The organism is Comamonas sp. CMM03 (assembly GCF_019218715.1).
GTDB lineage: Bacteria > Pseudomonadota > Gammaproteobacteria > Burkholderiales > Burkholderiaceae_C > Comamonas > Comamonas terrigena.
This window is the reverse complement of record NZ_JAHUXB010000002.1, coordinates 351,459-369,036: the sequence shown is the minus strand read 5'-3', so window position 1 is coordinate 369,036 and position 17,578 is coordinate 351,459. Positions and strand designations below refer to the sequence as shown.

At 67.0% G+C, this 17,578-nt stretch carries 17 protein-coding genes; 13 read left to right on the top strand and 4 right to left on the bottom strand.

Annotation, left to right across the window (positions count from 1 at the left end; all coding sequences use genetic code 11):
• The first annotated feature begins 42 nt into the window (after positions 1-42).
• The 4 genes from purH (at position 43) to KW830_RS08510 (ending at position 4,747) form a co-directional block, all read left to right on the top strand.
• The gene (purH, locus tag KW830_RS08525) at positions 43-1,641 is read left to right on the top strand and encodes a bifunctional phosphoribosylaminoimidazolecarboxamide formyltransferase/IMP cyclohydrolase (protein WP_218332843.1); all 1,599 of its coding nucleotides are present in this window, start codon (positions 43-45) and stop codon (positions 1,639-1,641) included.
• 109 nt (positions 1,642-1,750) lie between these two features.
• On the top strand, positions 1,751-2,191 hold the full coding sequence (locus KW830_RS08520; RefSeq protein WP_066539640.1) for a c-type cytochrome: 441 nt from the start codon (positions 1,751-1,753) through the stop codon (positions 2,189-2,191).
• A gap of 405 nt (positions 2,192-2,596) precedes the next feature.
• Positions 2,597-4,075, top strand: coding sequence for an amino acid permease (locus KW830_RS08515; protein ID WP_218332842.1), 1,479 nt, complete (start codon positions 2,597-2,599; stop codon positions 4,073-4,075).
• A 66-nt stretch (positions 4,076-4,141) separates the two neighbouring features.
• Positions 4,142-4,747: a DNA-3-methyladenine glycosylase I gene (locus KW830_RS08510; protein WP_218332841.1), complete on the top strand. Its 606-nt coding sequence runs from the start codon at positions 4,142-4,144 to the stop codon at positions 4,745-4,747.
• 67 nt (positions 4,748-4,814) lie between these two features.
• Here the strand turns inward: KW830_RS08510 and KW830_RS08505 are convergent, their stop codons facing one another.
• Positions 4,815-6,116 carry a Zn-dependent hydrolase gene (locus KW830_RS08505; protein ID WP_218332840.1) on the bottom strand — a complete coding sequence of 434 codons (1,302 nt, stop codon included), beginning with the start codon at positions 6,114-6,116 and terminating at the stop codon, positions 4,815-4,817.
• Between the two features lie 50 nt (positions 6,117-6,166).
• Here KW830_RS08505 and KW830_RS08500 point away from each other — a divergent pair, with 50 nt between their 5' ends.
• Positions 6,167-7,120: a LysR family transcriptional regulator gene (locus KW830_RS08500; protein WP_218332839.1), complete on the top strand. Its 954-nt coding sequence runs from the start codon at positions 6,167-6,169 to the stop codon at positions 7,118-7,120.
• Positions 7,121-7,173: 53 nt separating this feature from the next.
• Here KW830_RS08500 and hemL read toward each other — a convergent pair whose 3' ends face one another.
• Both hemL and KW830_RS08490 read right to left on the bottom strand, forming a co-directional pair.
• The gene (hemL, locus tag KW830_RS08495; RefSeq protein WP_066539632.1) at positions 7,174-8,478 is read right to left on the bottom strand and encodes a glutamate-1-semialdehyde 2,1-aminomutase; all 1,305 of its coding nucleotides are present in this window, start codon (positions 8,476-8,478) and stop codon (positions 7,174-7,176) included.
• Entirely contained in the window at positions 8,462-9,427 is a 966-nt protein-coding gene (locus tag KW830_RS08490; RefSeq protein WP_218332838.1) for a bifunctional hydroxymethylpyrimidine kinase/phosphomethylpyrimidine kinase, read from the bottom strand. Before KW830_RS08490 ends, hemL begins: the two co-directional genes overlap by 17 nt.
• An 87-nt stretch (positions 9,428-9,514) precedes the next feature.
• On the opposite strand from KW830_RS08490, the gene KW830_RS08485 reads away from it, so the two are divergent.
• The 8 genes from KW830_RS08485 (at position 9,515) to KW830_RS08450 (ending at position 16,400) form a co-directional block, all read left to right on the top strand.
• Entirely contained in the window at positions 9,515-9,688 is a 174-nt protein-coding gene (locus KW830_RS08485; RefSeq protein WP_172591871.1) for a rubredoxin, read from the top strand.
• Positions 9,689-9,941: 253 nt separating this feature from the next.
• A complete protein-coding gene (locus KW830_RS08480) occupies positions 9,942-10,541 on the top strand; it encodes a YqgE/AlgH family protein (protein WP_066539628.1) in 600 nt (199 codons plus the stop codon).
• On the top strand, positions 10,538-11,059 hold the full coding sequence (ruvX, locus tag KW830_RS08475) for a Holliday junction resolvase RuvX (protein WP_083520551.1): 522 nt from the start codon (positions 10,538-10,540) through the stop codon (positions 11,057-11,059). The genes KW830_RS08480 and ruvX overlap by 4 nt, the downstream gene beginning before the upstream one ends.
• Entirely contained in the window at positions 11,056-11,577 is a 522-nt protein-coding gene (gene pyrR, locus KW830_RS08470) for a bifunctional pyr operon transcriptional regulator/uracil phosphoribosyltransferase PyrR (protein WP_218332837.1), read from the top strand. The genes ruvX and pyrR overlap by 4 nt, the downstream gene beginning before the upstream one ends.
• A 2-nt stretch (positions 11,578-11,579) precedes the next feature.
• Positions 11,580-12,542, top strand: a complete 963-nt coding sequence (locus KW830_RS08465) for an aspartate carbamoyltransferase catalytic subunit (RefSeq protein WP_066539845.1) — start codon at positions 11,580-11,582, stop codon at positions 12,540-12,542.
• Between the two features lie 223 nt (positions 12,543-12,765).
• Positions 12,766-14,061, top strand: a complete 1,296-nt coding sequence (locus tag KW830_RS08460; RefSeq protein ID WP_066539624.1) for a dihydroorotase — start codon at positions 12,766-12,768, stop codon at positions 14,059-14,061.
• A 22-nt stretch (positions 14,062-14,083) separates the two neighbouring features.
• Positions 14,084-14,845 (top strand): 1-acyl-sn-glycerol-3-phosphate acyltransferase, encoded by a 762-nt coding sequence (locus KW830_RS08455; RefSeq protein ID WP_066539623.1) that lies wholly within the window; start codon positions 14,084-14,086, stop codon positions 14,843-14,845.
• Positions 14,846-14,987: 142 nt separating this feature from the next.
• The gene (locus KW830_RS08450; RefSeq protein ID WP_218332836.1) at positions 14,988-16,400 is read left to right on the top strand and encodes a dihydrolipoyl dehydrogenase; all 1,413 of its coding nucleotides are present in this window, start codon (positions 14,988-14,990) and stop codon (positions 16,398-16,400) included.
• Positions 16,401-16,455: 55 nt separating this feature from the next.
• On the opposite strand, the gene KW830_RS08445 is transcribed toward KW830_RS08450, so the two are convergent.
• Positions 16,456-17,544 carry an ABC transporter ATP-binding protein gene (locus KW830_RS08445; protein ID WP_218332835.1) on the bottom strand — a complete coding sequence of 363 codons (1,089 nt, stop codon included), beginning with the start codon at positions 17,542-17,544 and terminating at the stop codon, positions 16,456-16,458.
• Positions 17,545-17,578 lie beyond the last annotated feature (34 nt).

The following is a 17,578-nucleotide window of genomic DNA, read 5'->3' as shown; positions in this document are numbered from 1 at the left end:
AAGCGCCTGAATCTGATTTTTATCCACTTTTCCAAAGCTCCCATGAAAGCTCTGATTTCCGTCTCCGACAAGACCGGCATTGTCGAATTTGCACAAAGCCTGCATGCCCTGGGCGTGCAGCTGCTGTCCACCGGCGGTACCGCCAAGCTGCTGGCCGAAAAAGGCCTGCCCGTGACCGAAGTGGCGGAAGTCACCAAGTTCCCCGAAATGCTGGACGGCCGTGTCAAGACCCTGCACCCCATGGTGCACGGTGGCCTGCTGGCCCGCCGCGAGCTGCCCGAGCACATGGCCGCGCTGAAGGAACACGGCATCGAGACCATCGACCTGCTGGTCGTGAACCTCTACCCGTTTGAAGCCACCGTCGCCAAGGCCGGCTGCACGCTGGCCGATGCCATCGAGAACATCGACATCGGCGGTCCCGCCATGGTGCGTTCCGCTGCCAAGAACTGGAAGGATGTGGGTGTGATCACCGCCGCCGACCAGTACGAGGCCGTGATCGGCGAGCTGAAGGCCGCCGGCAAGCTGAGCGACAAGCTGCGTTTTGCCCTGTCCGTGGCTGCGTTCAACCGCATCGCCCAGTACGACGGCGCCATCAGCGACTACCTGTCGAGCGTGAAGTTCGAAGACGAAAAGCTGTCCGAGACCTATGTGCCCGAGCGCGGCCTGTTCCCCGGCCAGAGCAACGGCCAGTTCATCAAGGTGCAGGACCTGCGCTACGGTGAAAACAGCCACCAGCAGGCCGCGCTGTACCGCGACCTGTACCCCGCACCGGGTTCGCTGGTCACCGGCGAACAGTTGCAGGGCAAGGAACTGTCCTATAACAACATTGCCGATGCCGATGCGGCCTGGGAATGCGTCAAGAGCTTTGAAGAATCCGCCTGCGTGATCGTCAAGCACGCCAACCCCTGTGGCGTGGCGATCGGCAAGGATGCGCACGAAGCCTACGCCAAGGCCTTCCAGACCGACCCCACCAGCGCCTTCGGCGGCATCATTGCCTTCAACCGCACCGTGGACAAGGCCGCAGCCGAAGCCGTGGTCAAGCAGTTCGTCGAAGTGCTGATGGCCCCCGACTTCACCGCCGAAGCCCTGGAAATCTTCAAGCCCAAGGTCAATGTGCGCCTGATGAAGATCGCCCTGCCTGCCGGCGGCGACACCGCCTGGAAGCAAGGCCGCAACGCCATGGACGCCAAGCGCGTGGGCTCCGGCCTGCTGCTGCAGACCGCCGACAACCACGAGCTGGCCCTGGCCGACCTGAAGGTGGTCACCGTCAAGCAACCCACACCGGCCGAGCTGCAGGACCTGTTGTTCGCCTGGAAGGTGGCCAAGTACGTCAAGTCCAACGCCATTGTCTTCTGCAAGGACGGCATGACCATGGGCGTGGGCGCTGGCCAGATGTCGCGCCTGGACTCGGCCCGTATCGCCTCGATCAAGGCCGAAGCTGCCAAGCTGAGCCTGAAGAACACCGTGGTGGCGTCGGATGCCTTCTTCCCGTTCCGTGACGGTCTGGATGTGGTGGTCGATGCCGGCGCGAGCTGCGTGGCCCAGCCCGGTGGCTCCATGCGCGACCAGGAAGTGATCGACGCCGCCAACGAGCGCGGCGTGGCCATGGTCTTCACCGGCGTGCGCCACTTCCGCCATTGAGAGGCCGTGCGCCTTCCCCGCTGCGGTTGTGCTGCACGGGGAGGGCTTGCGAAATCCCGCAGGCACGCCAGTGCCTGCGGCGCATGCGACAAGGCATTTTTGAGTGTCAATGACTGATCACGACGACGAAGACCACTACCCGCCCAAGCCGCGCTGGATCGGCTGGGCAATTGCCATCTTCATGGTGGCTGCCGCCCTGGGTGTGGCCAATATCGGCTGGCGCATCATGATGGTGAGCCCGGCGGAAAAAGCCGCCGAGGCCCTGGTGCAGCAGCACCCGGAACTGGCCGCCGGCAAGAAGCTGGTGGAGACTTCCGATTGCATGCGCTGCCATGGCTGGGACCGCGGCTATGTGGGCCCGGCATTCGTCGCCATTGCCGAGCGCTACCGCGGCCAGCCCGATGCCGAGGCCTACCTGGCCCGCAAGATCCGCGAGGGCAGTGTGGGCGCCTGGGGCAAGGTCATCATGCCGCGCCAGTCGCAGGTGGATGAGGCGCAGTCGCTGCAGATTGCCCGCTGGCTGCTGGCAGCAGAGCCTGTGGCCAAATAAGTGCAGCTTGCTCTGCACACCGGCATGCGGACAGCGTGCCGGTTCACCCAGCCTGCCTTAGGGGCAGGCTTTTTTGTGTCCGGGGTACACCGGAGCCGAAGTGGGCGGGGCAGCGAGGCATGTGCGCAGTGCCCAAGCCCTGCGGTATGCAGGATTGGCGGCGCGGTGGCGTATGGCTTTGCAGTCTGCCTGCGTGATAGGCACGAAAAGCACAGCCTTTGTGAGCGGTGTGGTGGCGCTTAACCGCTTGCGAAGGGACTTGCGGCAAGCAAGCACACAAAACATGCGTCTGATCAGGAAAAGCTGCAGGATTCTGCATAAGGTAAGTAAAAACCCTAGGATTCGCTTTTGAACAATTCAATGGAGTCGCTGTGCCTGGGGCCGGTCCGGCTCCTGGGGGTATGCATGCAGTGGCTGAAAACCAAAACCATTGAACAGGCGCTGGCCGACTCGGATGAGCCGGGCCGCCAGCTCCAGCGCAGTCTGGGTGCGTTCGACCTGATGATCCTCGGCGTGGCCGTGGCCGTCGGGGCGGGCATTTTCTCGGTGGGCGCACGTGCGGCAGGCAGCTTTGCCGGGCCGGCGGTGATCTTCTCCTTCATCCTGGCGGCCGCCACCTGCGCCGTGGCCACCATGTGCTACGCGGAGTTCGCTTCCAGCGTGCCGGTCACCGGCAGTGCCTACACCTACACCTATCTGACCATGGGCGAAGGCCTGGCCTGGATCATCGGCTGGAACCTGCTGCTGGAGATGGTGTCGGCCGGTGCGGTGATCGCCAAGTACTGGGGCATTTACCTGTCCACCATCTTTGCCACCGCGGGTTGGGATGTGCCCAGCACTGTTTACCTGGGCCCGGTGGCCATGGAGTGGGGACCGTTCGTCATCGTCGCCATCTTCACCGCGCTGCTGGTGCGCGGCACCAAGGCGTCGGCGCGGGTGAACAATGTGTTCACGCTGGTCAAGATCGCCATCACGCTGTTCGTGATCGCGGTGGGCTTTTCCTACATGGATGTGAAGAACTTCACCCCCTTTGTGCCGCCGGCACAGCCGCCGGTGATCGGCCATGGCGTGACCGGCGATGTCTGGGGCCAGCCCATGCTGGCCTGGCTGTTTGGCGCCCAGCCCAGCCAGTACGGGTGGCTGGGGGTGATTTCCGGTGCATCGCTGGTGTTCTTCGCCTTCATCGGCTTCGATGTGGTGGCCACCTCGGCCGAAGAGGTCAAGGACCCGCAGAAGACACTGCCGCGCGGCATTTTTGGCGGGCTGGCGCTGGTGACCTTGCTGTACGTGCTGGTGACCCTGGCGCTGACCGGCATGGTGCCTTATACCGAGCTGGCCAAGGCCGAGAACCCGTCGCTGGCCACGGCCTTCGTCAGCGTGGGGGCCAACTGGGCTGCCCAGGTGATTGCCGTGGGCGTGCTGATGGGCCTGACCACCGTGGTAATGGTGCTGCTGATGGGCTCGGCCCGCGTGCTGCTGGCCCTGTGCCGGGACGGCCTGCTGCCGCGCAGCTGGAGTGTGACGTCTTCCACGCACAAGACGCCGGTGCGCCTGCAGCTGCTGGTGGGTGTGGTCATTGCGGGCCTGGCCGGTTTCACCAAGGTGGAGCTGCTGGAGGAGATGATCAACATCGGCACCTTGTCGGCCTTTGTGCTGGTCAGCCTCGGTATTCTGGTGCTGCGCAAGAAGCGCCCCGATCTGAAGACCGGTTACCGCGTGCCGCTGGTGCCCGTGCTGCCCGTGGTGTCGGCGCTGCTGTGCAGCTATCTGATGCTGAACCTGACCACGCTGACCTGGCTGCGCTTTATCGGCTGGATGGTCATCGGTCTGCTGATTTACCTGGCCTACGGCATGCGCCATTCGCGCCTGGCGCGGCCGCAGTAAAGCCTAAAACCCCTTGCAGGGGGCGCAAGCCCCCGCAGGACATGGCGCTTTGCGTACAGTGCAGCCATGTCTCACACTCTTTCCTCTGCCGATGGGCAGGAACGCTGCTTCTGGTGCCATGGCTCGCCGCTGTATGTGCACTACCACGACCACGAATGGGGTTTTCCGGTCACGGAGGACCGCAGGCTGTTCGAAAAGCTCAGCCTCGAAGGCTTTCAGGCCGGGCTGAGCTGGCTCACCATCCTGACCAAGCGCGAGAACTTCCGCGCCGGCTTTGCCAACTTCGATTTCCACCAGGTGGCGCGCTTTGGCGCGGCCGATGTGGAGCGCCTGCTGCAGGACGCGGGTATCGTGCGCCACCGCGGCAAGATCGAGGCCGTGATCCACAACGCCCAGCGCGCCCTCGAGATGGTGGCGCAAGAAGGCTCGCTGGCGGCCTTCTTCTGGCGCTACCAGCCGGCCACGCCGTCCACCGGGGAGGTGGTGCCGGCGCAGACGGCCGAGTCGCTGGCCCTGTCCAAGGAACTGAAAAAGCGCGGCTGGAAGTTTGTCGGCCCCACCACGGTCTATGCCTTCATGCAGGCCATGGGCATGGTCAACGACCATGCGCCGGGCTGCGTCACCCGGGCTGCTGCGGCGCAGGCCCAGCAGCGCCTGCAGCGCCCGGTCTGAGGCCGCGCCCAGGCCCGGCCGGTGTCCCCCGCAGGTGGAGCCCCTGGTGCATCCCCGCCTGCGTGCCTCAGTCCAGCTGGCGGTCCAGGTCCTGCAATGTGGCAGCCAGCACCTGGGTGCCGGCCAGCACCTGGGCGGGCGAGGCCCATTCCACGGCGCTGTGGCTGCGGCCGTCCAGGCAGGGGATGAAAATCATGCCCGAGGGGCCGCAGTGGGCCACATACATGGCGTCGTGGCCGGCGCCGCTGGGCATGCTCCGGCAGGGCAGTTCCAGGCGCTGCGCAGCCTGCGCCACGGCGGCCGTGACCAAGGGGGCGCAGGGCACGGGGTCCACATGGGTGCGTGGCTCCACCCGCCACTGCACGCCCAGGCGGGCAATGGCCGGGTCACAGCGCCGCGCCAGCACCTCCCAGAATTCCTGCAGCACGGGGGCATGGTTGCTGCGCACTTCCAGCGTCAGATCGACCAGGCCGGGCACGGTGTTGCTGGCGTTGGGGGACACCGCCATGCGGCCCACCGTGGCCACCACATAGTGGGGCCGGGTGCGGCTCCACTGGCGCGCCAGGCGCTGGGCCTGGCGAATCACGGTGGCGGCGGCCACCAGGGCATCGCTGCGCTCCTCCATGGGCGTGGTGCCGGCATGGTCGGGCTGGCCTTCAAAGAACAGCTGGGCGCGGCGTATGCCCACGATGTCGGTCACGGCACCGATGGCCAGCCCGGCGCGCTCCAGCATCGGGCCCTGCTCGATGTGCAGCTCCACAAAGGCGGCAAAGCCGTCCGCGCGGCGGTCGGCCTCGGCCAGCGCGTCGGGGCGGGCGCCCAGGCGCTGCAGTGCCTGGCCCAGGGTGTCGCCCTGGCAGTCGCTGGCGGCCAGCATGTCCGCGCTGAGTTGGCCGGCCATGGCGCGGCTGCCCACGCAGGAAATGCCGTAGTCGCTGGGTTCCTCGCAGAGGAAATCGATGACCTCGAACGGGTGCTCCAGCATGGTGCCTGCATCCTGCAGGGCATGGGCCACTTCCAGGCCGGCCAGCACGCCCAGGATGCCGTCAAAGCGCCCGCCGGCATTCACCGTGTCGGTGTGCGAACCCGTGGCTAGGGGCTTCAGATCATTGCGCCGGCCGGGGCGGCGGCCGATCAGGTTGCCGGCAGCATCCAGACGCACCTGCAGGCCGGCCGCTTCGAAAGCCTGGCGCAGCCAGGCGCGCGCGGCCGTGTATTCGGGGCTGAAGGCGCGGCGGGTCCAGGGCCCATCGGGCCGGGTGAAGCCGGACAGGGTCTCGAGGCTGCGCCACAGGCGCTCGCCGTCAATGGGCGGCAAGGCGGGGGGCTGGGTGGCAGGGAGGGAGGAGGGGGTGGAAGCGTCGTGCATATGGCCTAATCTTCGCCTGCGTCAGCTATGAAAGGAATCTTGGGTTGCTTATGCAAGGTATCAGCGAAACTTTGGCCAATGCCCCCAGCCTGGTCCTGCTGCGCAGCTTCTGCCTGGTGGTGCAGGAAGGCAGCTTTTCCCAGGCCGCAGCGTTGCTGCAGCTGTCCCAGCCCGCGGTCAGTCTGCAGCTGCGGCAGCTGGAGCGCCAGCTGGGCACGCGCCTGATCGAACGTGTGGGCCGGCGCGCCGTGCCCACGGCGGCAGGACAGGCCCTGCTGGCACAGCTGCCGGCCGTGGCCCTGGCGCTGGAGGGGCTGGAGCAGGCGCTGGGCTCCCATGCGCGCGGGGTCAGCGGCCAGGTGCGCATCGGCACCGGGCTGACCGTGTGTCTGTACCTGCTGCCTGCCGTGCTGCGCCAGGTGCGGGCACGCTATCCCGGCATCGACATCGTGGTGGTCACCGGCAATACCGAGGAATGTGTGCGCCGCGTGGAGGACAACAGCCTGGACCTGGCCCTGGTGACCTTGCCCGTGAACCGCCGGGCCCTGCTGGCCACGCCGGTGCTGCGCGACGAGCTGGTGGCCGTGGCCCGTGCCGGGCTGCTGGGGGCGGGCGCAAGCGCCACGGCGGCCCAGTTGCGGCCGCTGCCGCTGCTGGCGCTGCAGAAGTCGGCCAGCACCCGGGGCGTGGTGGATGCCTGGCTGCGCCGGGGTGGCGAGCTGCCGCGCCCCCAGATGGAGCTGGACAGCGTGGAGGCGCTCAAGGAAATGGCGGCCATCGGCCTGGGCTACGCCGTGCTGCCGCGGATGGCCATGCAGGGCCGGGGGGCGCGGGACGATCTGGAACTGCGCCCGCTGGCGCCACGGCTGGAGCGCAGTCTGGCCATGGTGCTGCGCAAGGACAAGCCGTTGGGCCGGGCCCTGTCCGTGGTGTGCCAGAGCATCCAGGCCCATGGCCAGGCCTGGGAGCAGGACCAGGACCTGGAGACCCGCCCGGCACCCTGATCCAGGCAGCAAAACGCCGGGCAAGCCCGGCGTGGTGAGCAGCGGTCGGACGCTCAGAGCGTCTTGAACACCTGGCGGGCCGCTTCGATGGTGCGATCGATGTCCTCGTCCGTGTGGGCTGCGCTGACAAAGCCCGCTTCATACAGCGCCGGGGCAAAGTAGTGGCCCTGGTCCAGCATGGCGTGGTAGAACTTGTTGAAGACCTTGCCGTCGGTCTTCATCACTTCGGCGTAGGTCGTGGGCAGTTCGGGCAGGAAGTAGAAGCCGAACAGGCCGCCTTGCCAGTCCACGCTGAAGGGAACGCCTGCGGCGCTGGCTTCGGACTTCAGCCCTTGCATCAGGTGGCCGGTCTTCAGATGCAGCTCGGCATGGAAACCGGGGCGGCTGATCAGCTCCAGCGTCTTGAGGCCGCAGGCCGTGGCGATCGGGTTGCCCGACAGCGTGCCCGCCTGGTAGACCGGGCCCAGGGGCGAGAGCTTTTCCATGATCTCGCGGCGGGCGCCAAAGGCCGCCATGGGCATGCCGCCGCCGATGACCTTGCCCATCACGGTGATGTCGGGGGCAAAACCCGGGATCTGCTGGGCATACAGGCTTTGTGCGCCTCCCAGGGCCACGCGGAAGCCGGTCATGACCTCGTCGTAGATCAGCAGGGCGCCGTGCTCCTGCGTGAGTTCGCGGATGCGGCGCGTGAACGCCACGCTGGCGCGCACGAAGTTCATGTTGCCGGCGATGGGCTCCATGATCACGCAGGCGATCTCGCTGCCCATCTTGGCAAAAGCCTCTTCGAGCTGGGCCACATCGTTGTACTCGAGCACCACGGTGTCCTTGGCCACATCGGCGGGCACGCCGGCCGAGGAGGAGGCGCCGAAGGTCGCCAGGCCCGAGCCGGCCTTGACCAGCAGGGCATCGGCATGGCCGTGGTAGCAGCCGTTGAACTTGATGATCTTGTTGCGGCCGGTGTAGCCGCGGGCCAGACGCAGCGCGCTCATGCCGGCTTCGGTGCCGGAGCTGACCATGCGCACCATGTCCATGCTGGGCATGAGTGCGCGGATCTGTTCGGCCAGCACCACTTCGCGCTCGGTGGGGGCGCCGTAGCTGAAGCCTTCGAGCACGGCGGCCTGCACGGCGGTCACCACTTCGGGGTGGCCGTGGCCCAGGATCATGGGGCCCCAGCTGCCGATGTAGTCGGTGAACTGCTGGTCGTTCTGGTCCCAGAAATAGGCGCCCTGGGCGCGTTGCACAAAGCGGGGGGTACCGCCCACAGCGGCAAAGGCCCGCACGGGCGAGTTCACGCCGCCGGGGATCACGGCCTTGGCACGTTCGAACAGGGCAATATTCAGGTCAGTGTTTGGTGTCATGGGGGGGCATCACAAAGCCCTCGAGGGGCGCAGTGGTTGCAGGGGTTGCCGTGCCACCCGGGGTGGTGGCATCGGTGTCTTCGTCGTCTTCGGGCTGCGCCCAGAACATGCGGTCCGGCAGGAAATGGCCCATGCCGGGGCGAAAGCCGTGGTCCAGGCAGCGGTCCAGGTATTCCAGGGCTTCCTCGGACGCGGCCCCCAGGTCGTTGCCGGTGGCCAGCAGGGCGGCCAGTGCGGCCGACAGGGTGTCACCAGCGCCGATGAAGCTGCCGTCGAACAGCTCGTATTTGCTGCTGCCCAGCACGGTCTCGGGCGAGGACAGCACGTTGTCCACAAACTGGCCCGGCAGGGGAATGCCGGTCACCAGCACGAACGGCACATCCTTTTCCTGGGCCGCCATGGCCAGGTCGCGGGCCGTGGGCGGGCGGCTGTGTTCCCAGTCGGGCAGCAGCCAGCGCCACAGCGTGCCGTGGTTGCCCACCAGCACCGAGGTCTGGGGCAGCAGCAGTTCCTGGAAGGCATCCAGGTACTGCTCCATCTGGTCGCTGTCCCACCAGGACAGGTCGGGCATGTAGCTGATGATGGGGATGTCGGGATAGTCGGTGGAAATCTCGGCGATCACCGTCAGGATTTCCGGCGAGCCGACAAAGCCCACCTTGATGGCGCGCACCGGAAGGTCTTCCAGCACGGCGCGTGCCTGCTCGGACACCCATTCGTCGTCCAGGCGGTGGTGGTCAAAGATGCGGTTGGTGTCGCGCACATAGGTCCCTGTCACCACGGCCAGCGGGTGACCGCCCACGCTGGCGATGGTGGTGATGTCGGCGGTCAGGCCCGATGCACCGCAGGGATCGCAGGCGTTGAAGCTCAGCACACACACCGGATCCGTGAGCGCCAGCTCGTCGTCTGCCTCAGATTCGGTGGGTGGAGGGGAAGGAGGGGAAATGGCCATGCGCGAGTCCAGGCGTCGGCTCGATCAAGACGAGCGCCGCTAAGGGCTGGATAAAATGATTCATTCTATGTGAAGGCCTTTTTAGCTGTGGTGGACCCTAAAACTTGGATATGTGTAGTGTGTGGTTGGATGTATGACGAGGCGCAGGGCAGCCCCGAGCATGGCATTGCCGCAGGAACGCGATGGGAAGATGTGCCCGCCGACTGGACCTGCCCGGAGTGCGGTGTGGGCAAGTCCGACTTCGAGATGGTCGAGTTCTGAATTCTGAAGACTGCGTGTCCACCCGCTGCAGCCCTCCGCGCGGCGGTGCAAGCCGCCCAGGCCCTGGCGGCAGGGCTTGGGCAGGCGTTGTTGGAGCAGAACAGTCAGTTATTCCGCCATCCGAATGGCGGGAATAACTGCCAAGCAAGCACAGGCAGCTCACATTTTTTCTGTCGTCCTATGACCCCATGCGCCACGGCGGTCCGCGGGCGGCCTGCGACCGGCGGGGGCGAACCCCGCTAAAATCAGGGCCATGCCCGCTGAATCTGCGCCTATCAATCTGACGCACCATTTCCTGATCGCCATGCCCGGTCTGGAAGATGAATCTTTTTCCCGCAGCGTGGTGTACTTGTGTGAACACAGCGAGCGCGGCGCGCTCGGCCTGATCATCAACAAGCCCATGGAGCTGAGCCTGGAAGGCCTGCTGCACAAGATCGACCTGCCCATGGGGCGGGATGATCTGAGTGCCGCCCCCGTCTTCAAGGGCGGCCCCGTGCAGACCGATCGCGGCTTTGTGCTGCATGACCCCATCGTGGTCGAGGGCGCAGCGCCCGATACGGCCATCTATGCCTCCACCCTGACCATTCCCGGCGGGCTGGAGATGACCACCTCCAAAGACGTGCTCGAAGCCCTGTCCACCGGTGCCGGCCCGCGCCGCGTGCTGGTGACGCTGGGCTATGCCTCCTGGGGCGAAGGCCAGCTCGAATCCGAGCTGGGCGAGAACGCCTGGCTGACGGTGGCCGCCGACGCCGACGTGGTGTTCGACACCCCGCCCGATCAGCGCTACGACAAGGCCCTGGGCCTGCTCGGCCTGCAGGCGTGGATGCTCTCGCCTGACGCGGGGCACGCATGACCCATCCCACCCCGGACCACCGGCCCGGCAGCGCTGCTGCCCCGGCCGTGCAATTGGACGCGACCCCATCGGCCGCATCTGCAGCACCTGTCGCCGCCGCACCCGTGCCGGCGGCGCCTGCCGTTCCGGCCCATTTCCAGCAGTTCCTGGCGTTCGACTTCGGCACCAAGCGCACCGGTTGCGCCTCGGGCAACCGGGTGCTGGGAGGCGCCAGTCCGCTGCGCACCATCCAGGCCGAAGGGGCCGATGCGCGCTTTGCCGCCGTGGAAAAGCTGATCCAGGAATGGCAGCCCCAGGCCCTGGTGATCGGCGTGCCCTACCACCCGGATGGCGCGGCGCACGAGAACACGGCCCGGGCCCGGAAGTTCGGCCGCCAGCTGCATGGGCGTTTTCGCCTGCCTGTTTATGAAGTGGATGAGCGCTACAGCACTACCGAGGCCCTGGCCGGTGGCGCCAAGGATGCGGATGCCGCATCCGCCTGCATCATCCTGGAGCAATTTTTGAGGAGTCTTCCATGAGCGTTTCCGTCGCCGGCACTGCCGGTTCCCTGGTGCTGGATGCCGAGGCCCTGTACCGCGAGCTGCTGCGCGGCGTGCGCAGCCTGATGGGCGCCAACACCCAGTTGGCCGGTGTGGCCTCCGGTGGCGCCTGGCTGGTGGAACGCCTGCACAAGGACCTGGGTCTGCCCGGCACCCCTGGCGTGCTGTCCTCGGCCCTGCACCGCGACGACTTCGCACAGCGCGGCATGGCCTCCAGCGCGCAGACGCAGCTGGGCTTCGACGTGAATGGCGCGGACATCCTGGTGCTGGACGATGTGCTCTACACCGGCCGCACCGTGCGCGCCGTGCTCAACGAGTTGTACGACTACGGCCGCCCGGGTTGCGTGCGCCTGGCCGTGCTGGTGGACCGGGGCGGTCGCGAGCTGCCCGTGGCCGCCGAATTTGCCGCCGCCCGCGTGGCCTTGCCTGCCAGCCAGTCGCTGGCGCTGGCGCGCACCGAAGACGGCACCTTCCAATTTGAAGTCAAAGAGGCATGAACGTGCTGTACAAGCGCAACCCCCAGCTGAACAAGAACGGCGAGCTGATCCACCTGCTCACCACCGAAGGGCTGTCCAAGGACATCCTGACCCATATCCTGGACACGGCCAGCAACTTCGTGAACGTCAACGACCGCGAAGTCAAGAAAGTGCCGCTGCTGCGCGGCAAGAGCGTGTTCAACCTGTTCTTTGAGAACAGCACCCGCACCCGCACCACGTTCGAGATCGCGGCCAAGCGCTTGAGCGCCGACGTGTTCAACCTGGACATTGCCCGCAGCTCCACCGCCAAGGGCGAGACGCTGCTGGACACCATCGACAACCTCTCGGCCATGGCGGCCGATATCTTTGTCGTGCGCCACAGCGAATCCGGCGCGCCCTACCTGATTGCCCAGCATGTGGCGCCCCATGTCCACGTGGTCAACGCCGGTGACGGCCGCCACGCCCACCCGACCCAGGGTCTGCTGGACATGTACACCATCCGCCACTACAAGAAGGATTTCTCCAACCTGCGCGTGGCCATCGTCGGGGATGTGCTGCACTCGCGCGTGGCGCGTTCGGACATCCACGCCCTGACCACCCTGGGCGCAGCCGAGGTGCGTGTGGTTGGCCCCCGCACCCTGGTGCCGTCGGACATGGCGCAGATGGGTGTGCGCGTCTTCCACAACCTGGAAGAAGGCATCAAGGACTGCGACGTCATCATCACGCTGCGTCTGCAGAACGAACGCATGAGCGGTGCGCTGCTGCCGTCGAGCCAGGAGTATTTCAAGAGCTTCGGCCTGACCGAAAAGCGCCTGGAGCTGGCCAAGCCCGATGCCATCGTCATGCACCCGGGTCCCATCAACCGCGGCGTGGAGATCGACTCCGCCGTGGTCGACGGCCCCCAGGCGGTGATCCTGTCGCAGGTGACCTTCGGCATCGCCGTGCGCATGGCGGTCATGTCGATCGTGGCCGGTAACGAGGCCTGATGCATCCGGCCACGCCCCTGAGCGGTTGTGCCGCTTCCCCCTTCGCCCGCTGCGTTGCCGGGGGCAGGGCGGCGACACCCTTGCGCCGGGACGGCGCGGGTTCGGTGTCACTGCGACAGCAGGCGGTGTGCAGGGGCGGGTGGCGTGAGGCTTTGCTGGGTATGTTTTTGATTGCTGCTTGTGTGCCTGCAGAGCGCATGGGCAGCCCATTTGGTGTGAAACCATGAAAATCTTGATTCAAAACGGCCGCGTGATCGATCCGGCCCGCGGTTTTGACCAGGTCTGTGATGTGGCGCTGGCCGCCGGCCGTGTGGTGGCGGTGGGCCAGGCACCGGCCGGTTTTGAGGCCGACCGGGTGGTCGATGCTTCGGGCCAGTGGGTGCTGCCCGGTCTGGTGGACCTGGCCGTGCGCCTGCGCGAGCCCGGTTATGAACACGAAGGCATGCTGGCCTCCGAAATGGGCGCCAGCGTGGCCGGCGGCGTGACCAGCCTGGTCTGCCTGCCCGACACCGATCCGGTGCTGGACGAGCAGGGCCTGGTGGAGATGCTCAAGTTCCGTGCGGAAAAGCTGCACCAGTCGCGCCTGTTCCCCATGGGCGCGCTGACGGTGGGCCTGAAGGGCGAGACGCTGACCGAAATGGCCGAGCTGACCGAGTCCGGTTGCGTGGCCTTCGGCCAGGCCGATGTGCCGCTGGCCAGCATCACCACCCTCAGCCGCGCGCTGGCCTACGCCAACACCTTTGGCTACGCCGTGTGGCTGCGCCCGCAGGACAAGGACCTGGGCAAGGGCGTGGCCGCCAGCGGCCCGCTGGCCACGCGCATGGGCCTGTCCGGCGTGTCGGTGGCGGCAGAAACCATTGCGCTGCATACCATCTTCGAGCTGATCCGTGGCTCGCAGACCCGCGTGCACCTGTGCCGCCTGTCCAGCGCCGCAGGTGTGGAACTGGTGCGCAAGGCCAAGGCCGAGGGCCTGAACGTGACGGCCGACGTGTCCATCAACTCGCTGCACCTGACCGAAAACGACATCGGCTACTTCGACAGCAGTGCCCGTCTGGTCCCGCCGCTGCGCCAGCAGCGCGACCGCGATGCGCTGAGCGCCGCACTGGCCGATGGCACCATCGACGCCCTGGTCTCCGACCACTGCCCGGTGGATGAAGATGCCAAGGTGTTGCCGTTTGCCGAGGCCGAGCCCGGTGCGACCGGGGTGGAACTGCTGCTGGCCCTGGCCGTGAAGTGGTCGCAGGACCAGAACGTGCCGCTGGTGCGTGCCCTGGAAGTGGTCACCGCGGCTCCGGCCCGCGTGCTGGGCGGTGCCCTGGGTACGCTGCAGGCCAGCCTGGGCCAGCTGGTGGATGGCGGCGTGGCCGACCTGTGCGTGGTCAACCCGCAAGCGGCCTGGACCGTGGGTGCCAGCGAACTGGCCAGCCAGGGCAAGAGCACACCGTTCAACGGCTACGAGCTGCCCGCACGCGTGCAGCTGACCGTGGTGGGCGGCCATATCGCCTTCGAGCGCGCGTAAAGCACGGCCGAAAGCACAACCCATGGCCAGTCATCTGCGGGCCAGCGCCCGCGCGCTGCACATGCTGGGCCATGTCCTGCAGGGCATGGCCACGGTGGTGTGGCGCTTTCCGCGCCTCAACAGCCTGGAACGCCAGCAGCGTGTGCAGGCCTGGGCCAGCGCCTTGCTGGGCAAGGCCGGCATCCGGCTGGAAGTGATCGGCCATCCGGTGTCGGACGGGCCGGCCCTGCTGGTGGCCAACCACATCTCGTGGCTGGACATTCCTGTCATGCACGCGGCACGCTTTTGCCGCTTTGTCTCCAAGGACGATGTGCGCAGCTGGCCGTTGATCGGCCGGCTGGCCACGGCGGCGGGCACGCTGTACATCGCACGCAGCTCGCGCCGCGACGCGCAGCGCATGGTGCAGACCATGGCCGACAGCCTGGCCCAGGGCGATGTGCTGGCCGTGTTTCCTGAAGGCACCACGGGCGATGGCCTGCGCCTGCTGCCGTTCCACAGCAATCTGCTGCAGTCGGCCGTGGTGGCCGATGTGCCGGTGCAGCCCGTGGCGCTGCGCTTTGTGACGGCGGCGAGCGGCGAAGTCAGCACTGCACCCAGCTACGAGGGTGATACCACGCTGCTGACCTCCATCTGGCGCACCCTGCGCGCCGACGATCTGGTGGCCCAGGTGCACTATGGTGTGCCCGAGACGGCCCGTGGGCGCGACCGCCGCACATGGAGCGAAGACATGCGCCAGCGCGTGGCGGCCCTGGCAGGCCTGCCCTGCGGTCCGGCGGGCGACTGAATTTGCCCGCGCTTTTCCCCGCCACACGGCCCGGTGATCCCGGGCCGTGTTGGTTTCCGGGCGCATCGGGCCATTTGCCTACTGCAGATTGCACGTTCTGCTATCAGAATGGTGAGCAAGTCATCAGTTCAGGAGGGCAGACATGGGAGCGAACGTGCAAGTGGATGTGGCCGTCATCGGCGCCGGAACAGCGGGCATGAATGCCTTCAGCACGCTGCGCAAGGCCGGCGTGCGGGCCGTGATTATTGACCAGGGCCCGCTGGGCACCACCTGTGCCCGTGTGGGTTGCATGCCGTCCAAGGCCGTGCTGCAGGCTGGCAAGCGCTGGGACATGCTGCGCAGCCTTTTGCCAGCGGCCCACCGCGACCGTGCGCTGGACCTGCTGCCCGCAGGCAGCACCACGCCCCAGCTGCTGTGGGAGCAGGCCCTGACCACACGCGACCAGCTGGTGGAAGGCAATATCCGCCAGCTCAACGATCTGGCGGGCGATGCGCTGCTGAGCGGCCAGGCGCGTTTCACCGGGCCGCAGACCCTGCTGCTGGAAGGCGGCACCACGGTGGAAGCCAAGGCCTTTGTGCTGGCCACGGGCTCCGAAGCCACGCGGCCCCAGGCGCTGCACGATGCCCTCGGCGACAAGCTGATCACCACCGACGAATTGTTTTATCTGGACGCGCTGCCGCGCAGCCTGGCCGTGGTGGGCCTGGGCCCCATCGGCCTGGAGATGGGCCTGGCGCTGTCGCGCCTGGGCAGTCAGGTGGTGGGCAGCAACCGGTCGCGCCGTATCGGGCTGATGGAAGACCCGGAAGTGAATAGCGCGGCACTGGACTACTTCGGCAGGCAGTTTCCCATGGCGTTCGAGGCGCCGGTGACGGCGCAGCGCCGCAGCGACGGGCGGGTGGACTTTCAGGCCGGGGCCGTGCAGGCCCAGGTGGACTGGGTGCTGGCTGCGACCGGCCGCGTGCCACGGACCCAGGCGCTGGCGCTGGAGCAGGCCGGTGCGCATTTCGACGACAAGGGCCGTTTGCGCTGGGACGCGGTCACGCAGCAGGTGCTGGGCGTGCCCATGTTCCTGGCCGGCGATGTGAGCAGCGACCGGCCGCTGATGCACGAGGCTGCCGTGGGCGGCGTGATTGCCGCCCAGCGCGCGCTGCAGCACCTGGGGCTGGAAAAAGGCCAGCCCGTGCGCCGGCGCAGCGCACCGCTGTCGATCGTGTTCAGCGACCCGGATCTGGCCGTGGTGGGCAAGCGCTTCCACAGCCTGCCGCCCGATGCCGTGGTGGCCACCACGCGCGGCAGCGGCAATGGGCGCTCCAAGATCATGCAGGCGCCCCACCATGTGCTGCGGCTGTATGCCGATGCCAGCAGCCGCAAGCTGCTGGGTGCCAGCATCTTCTGCGCCGGTGGCGAGCACCTGGCCCACCAGCTGGCCTGGGCGGTGCAGCGCGGCGAAACCTCGGAGAGCCTGCGCGATCTGCCGTACTACCACCCCACGGTGGAGGAGATGATTGACAACGCGCTCAAGGAACTGCGTAAGGCTTTCAAGAAAATCGGCTGAAGGGCAGGGGGCTGCAGCGCAGCCCCTCAGCAGCCTTCAACGCAGTGCGCAGCGCTCAGGGCACCGGGCTGAGCTGTTCCTCGCGTGGGAAGGTCACCACATGGTCCATGTCCAGACGGATGCCCACGCGCGAGCCCACCGCGTGGTCGTGGTGGCTGGGCACATGGGCCATCACGTTGTGGCCGCTGTCCAGCCGCAGCGTGTAGAGAAACTCCGAACCGCGGAACGCCTTGCGCAGAATCTGCGCCTGCACCGGTGCATGGTCGTCGTGCACGATGTCGTCGGCGCGCAGCAGCACATCGCACTGGCCTCCGGGGTAGGCCGAGGGCAGGGGGCATTCATCCCCATCCAACAGATCGCCCAGCGCGGTGTGCAGCACCACGCCGTGGTCGCCGTGCGGGCGCAGCTCGGCCGGCAGGAACACGCCGTGGCCGATGAAGTCCGCCACAAAGCGCGTGGCCGGACGGTGGTAGAGGCGGTAGGCGCTGTCCCATTGGTGCAGATGGCCATCGTGGATGACGCCGATTTTGTCGCCAATGGCAAAGGCTTCCAGCTGGTCGTGCGTCACAAACAAGGCCGTGGCCTTGGCTTCCTTCAGGATGCCGCGCACCTCGTGGGCCAGGCGTTCGCGCAGGTCCACATCCAGGTTGGAAAACGGCTCGTCCAGCAGCAGCAGCTGCGGGCGTGGAGCCAGCGCGCGGGCCAGGGCCACACGCTGCTGCTGGCCGCCGGAGAGTTCGTGCGGAAAGCGCGCGGCCGATCCGGCCAGGCCCACCAGTTCCAGCACCTCGGCCACACGGCGCTCCTGCTCGGCCTTGGGCAGATCGTGGATGCCGAAGGCCACGTTGCGGCCCACGCTCAGGTGGGGGAACAGCGCGTAGTCCTGAAACACCATGCCGATGCGGCGCTGCTCGGGAGGAAGGGCCACCGTGGGCGAACTGACCACGCGGCCTTCCAGCGCAATCGTGCCCTCGCTCACCGGCTCCAGCCCGGCCACGGCGCGCAGCAGCGTGGTCTTGCCGCAGCCCGAAGGGCCGATGAGCACGCCGATATCGCCGGCCTGCAGATTCAGGGACACGCCGTCGACAGCCGGGCGGGGGCGACCGGCGTAACGCACGCCGAGTTGGGACACTTGGAGGAACATGGCTAAATTGTAGAAGACGGCAAATGCGTAGAAT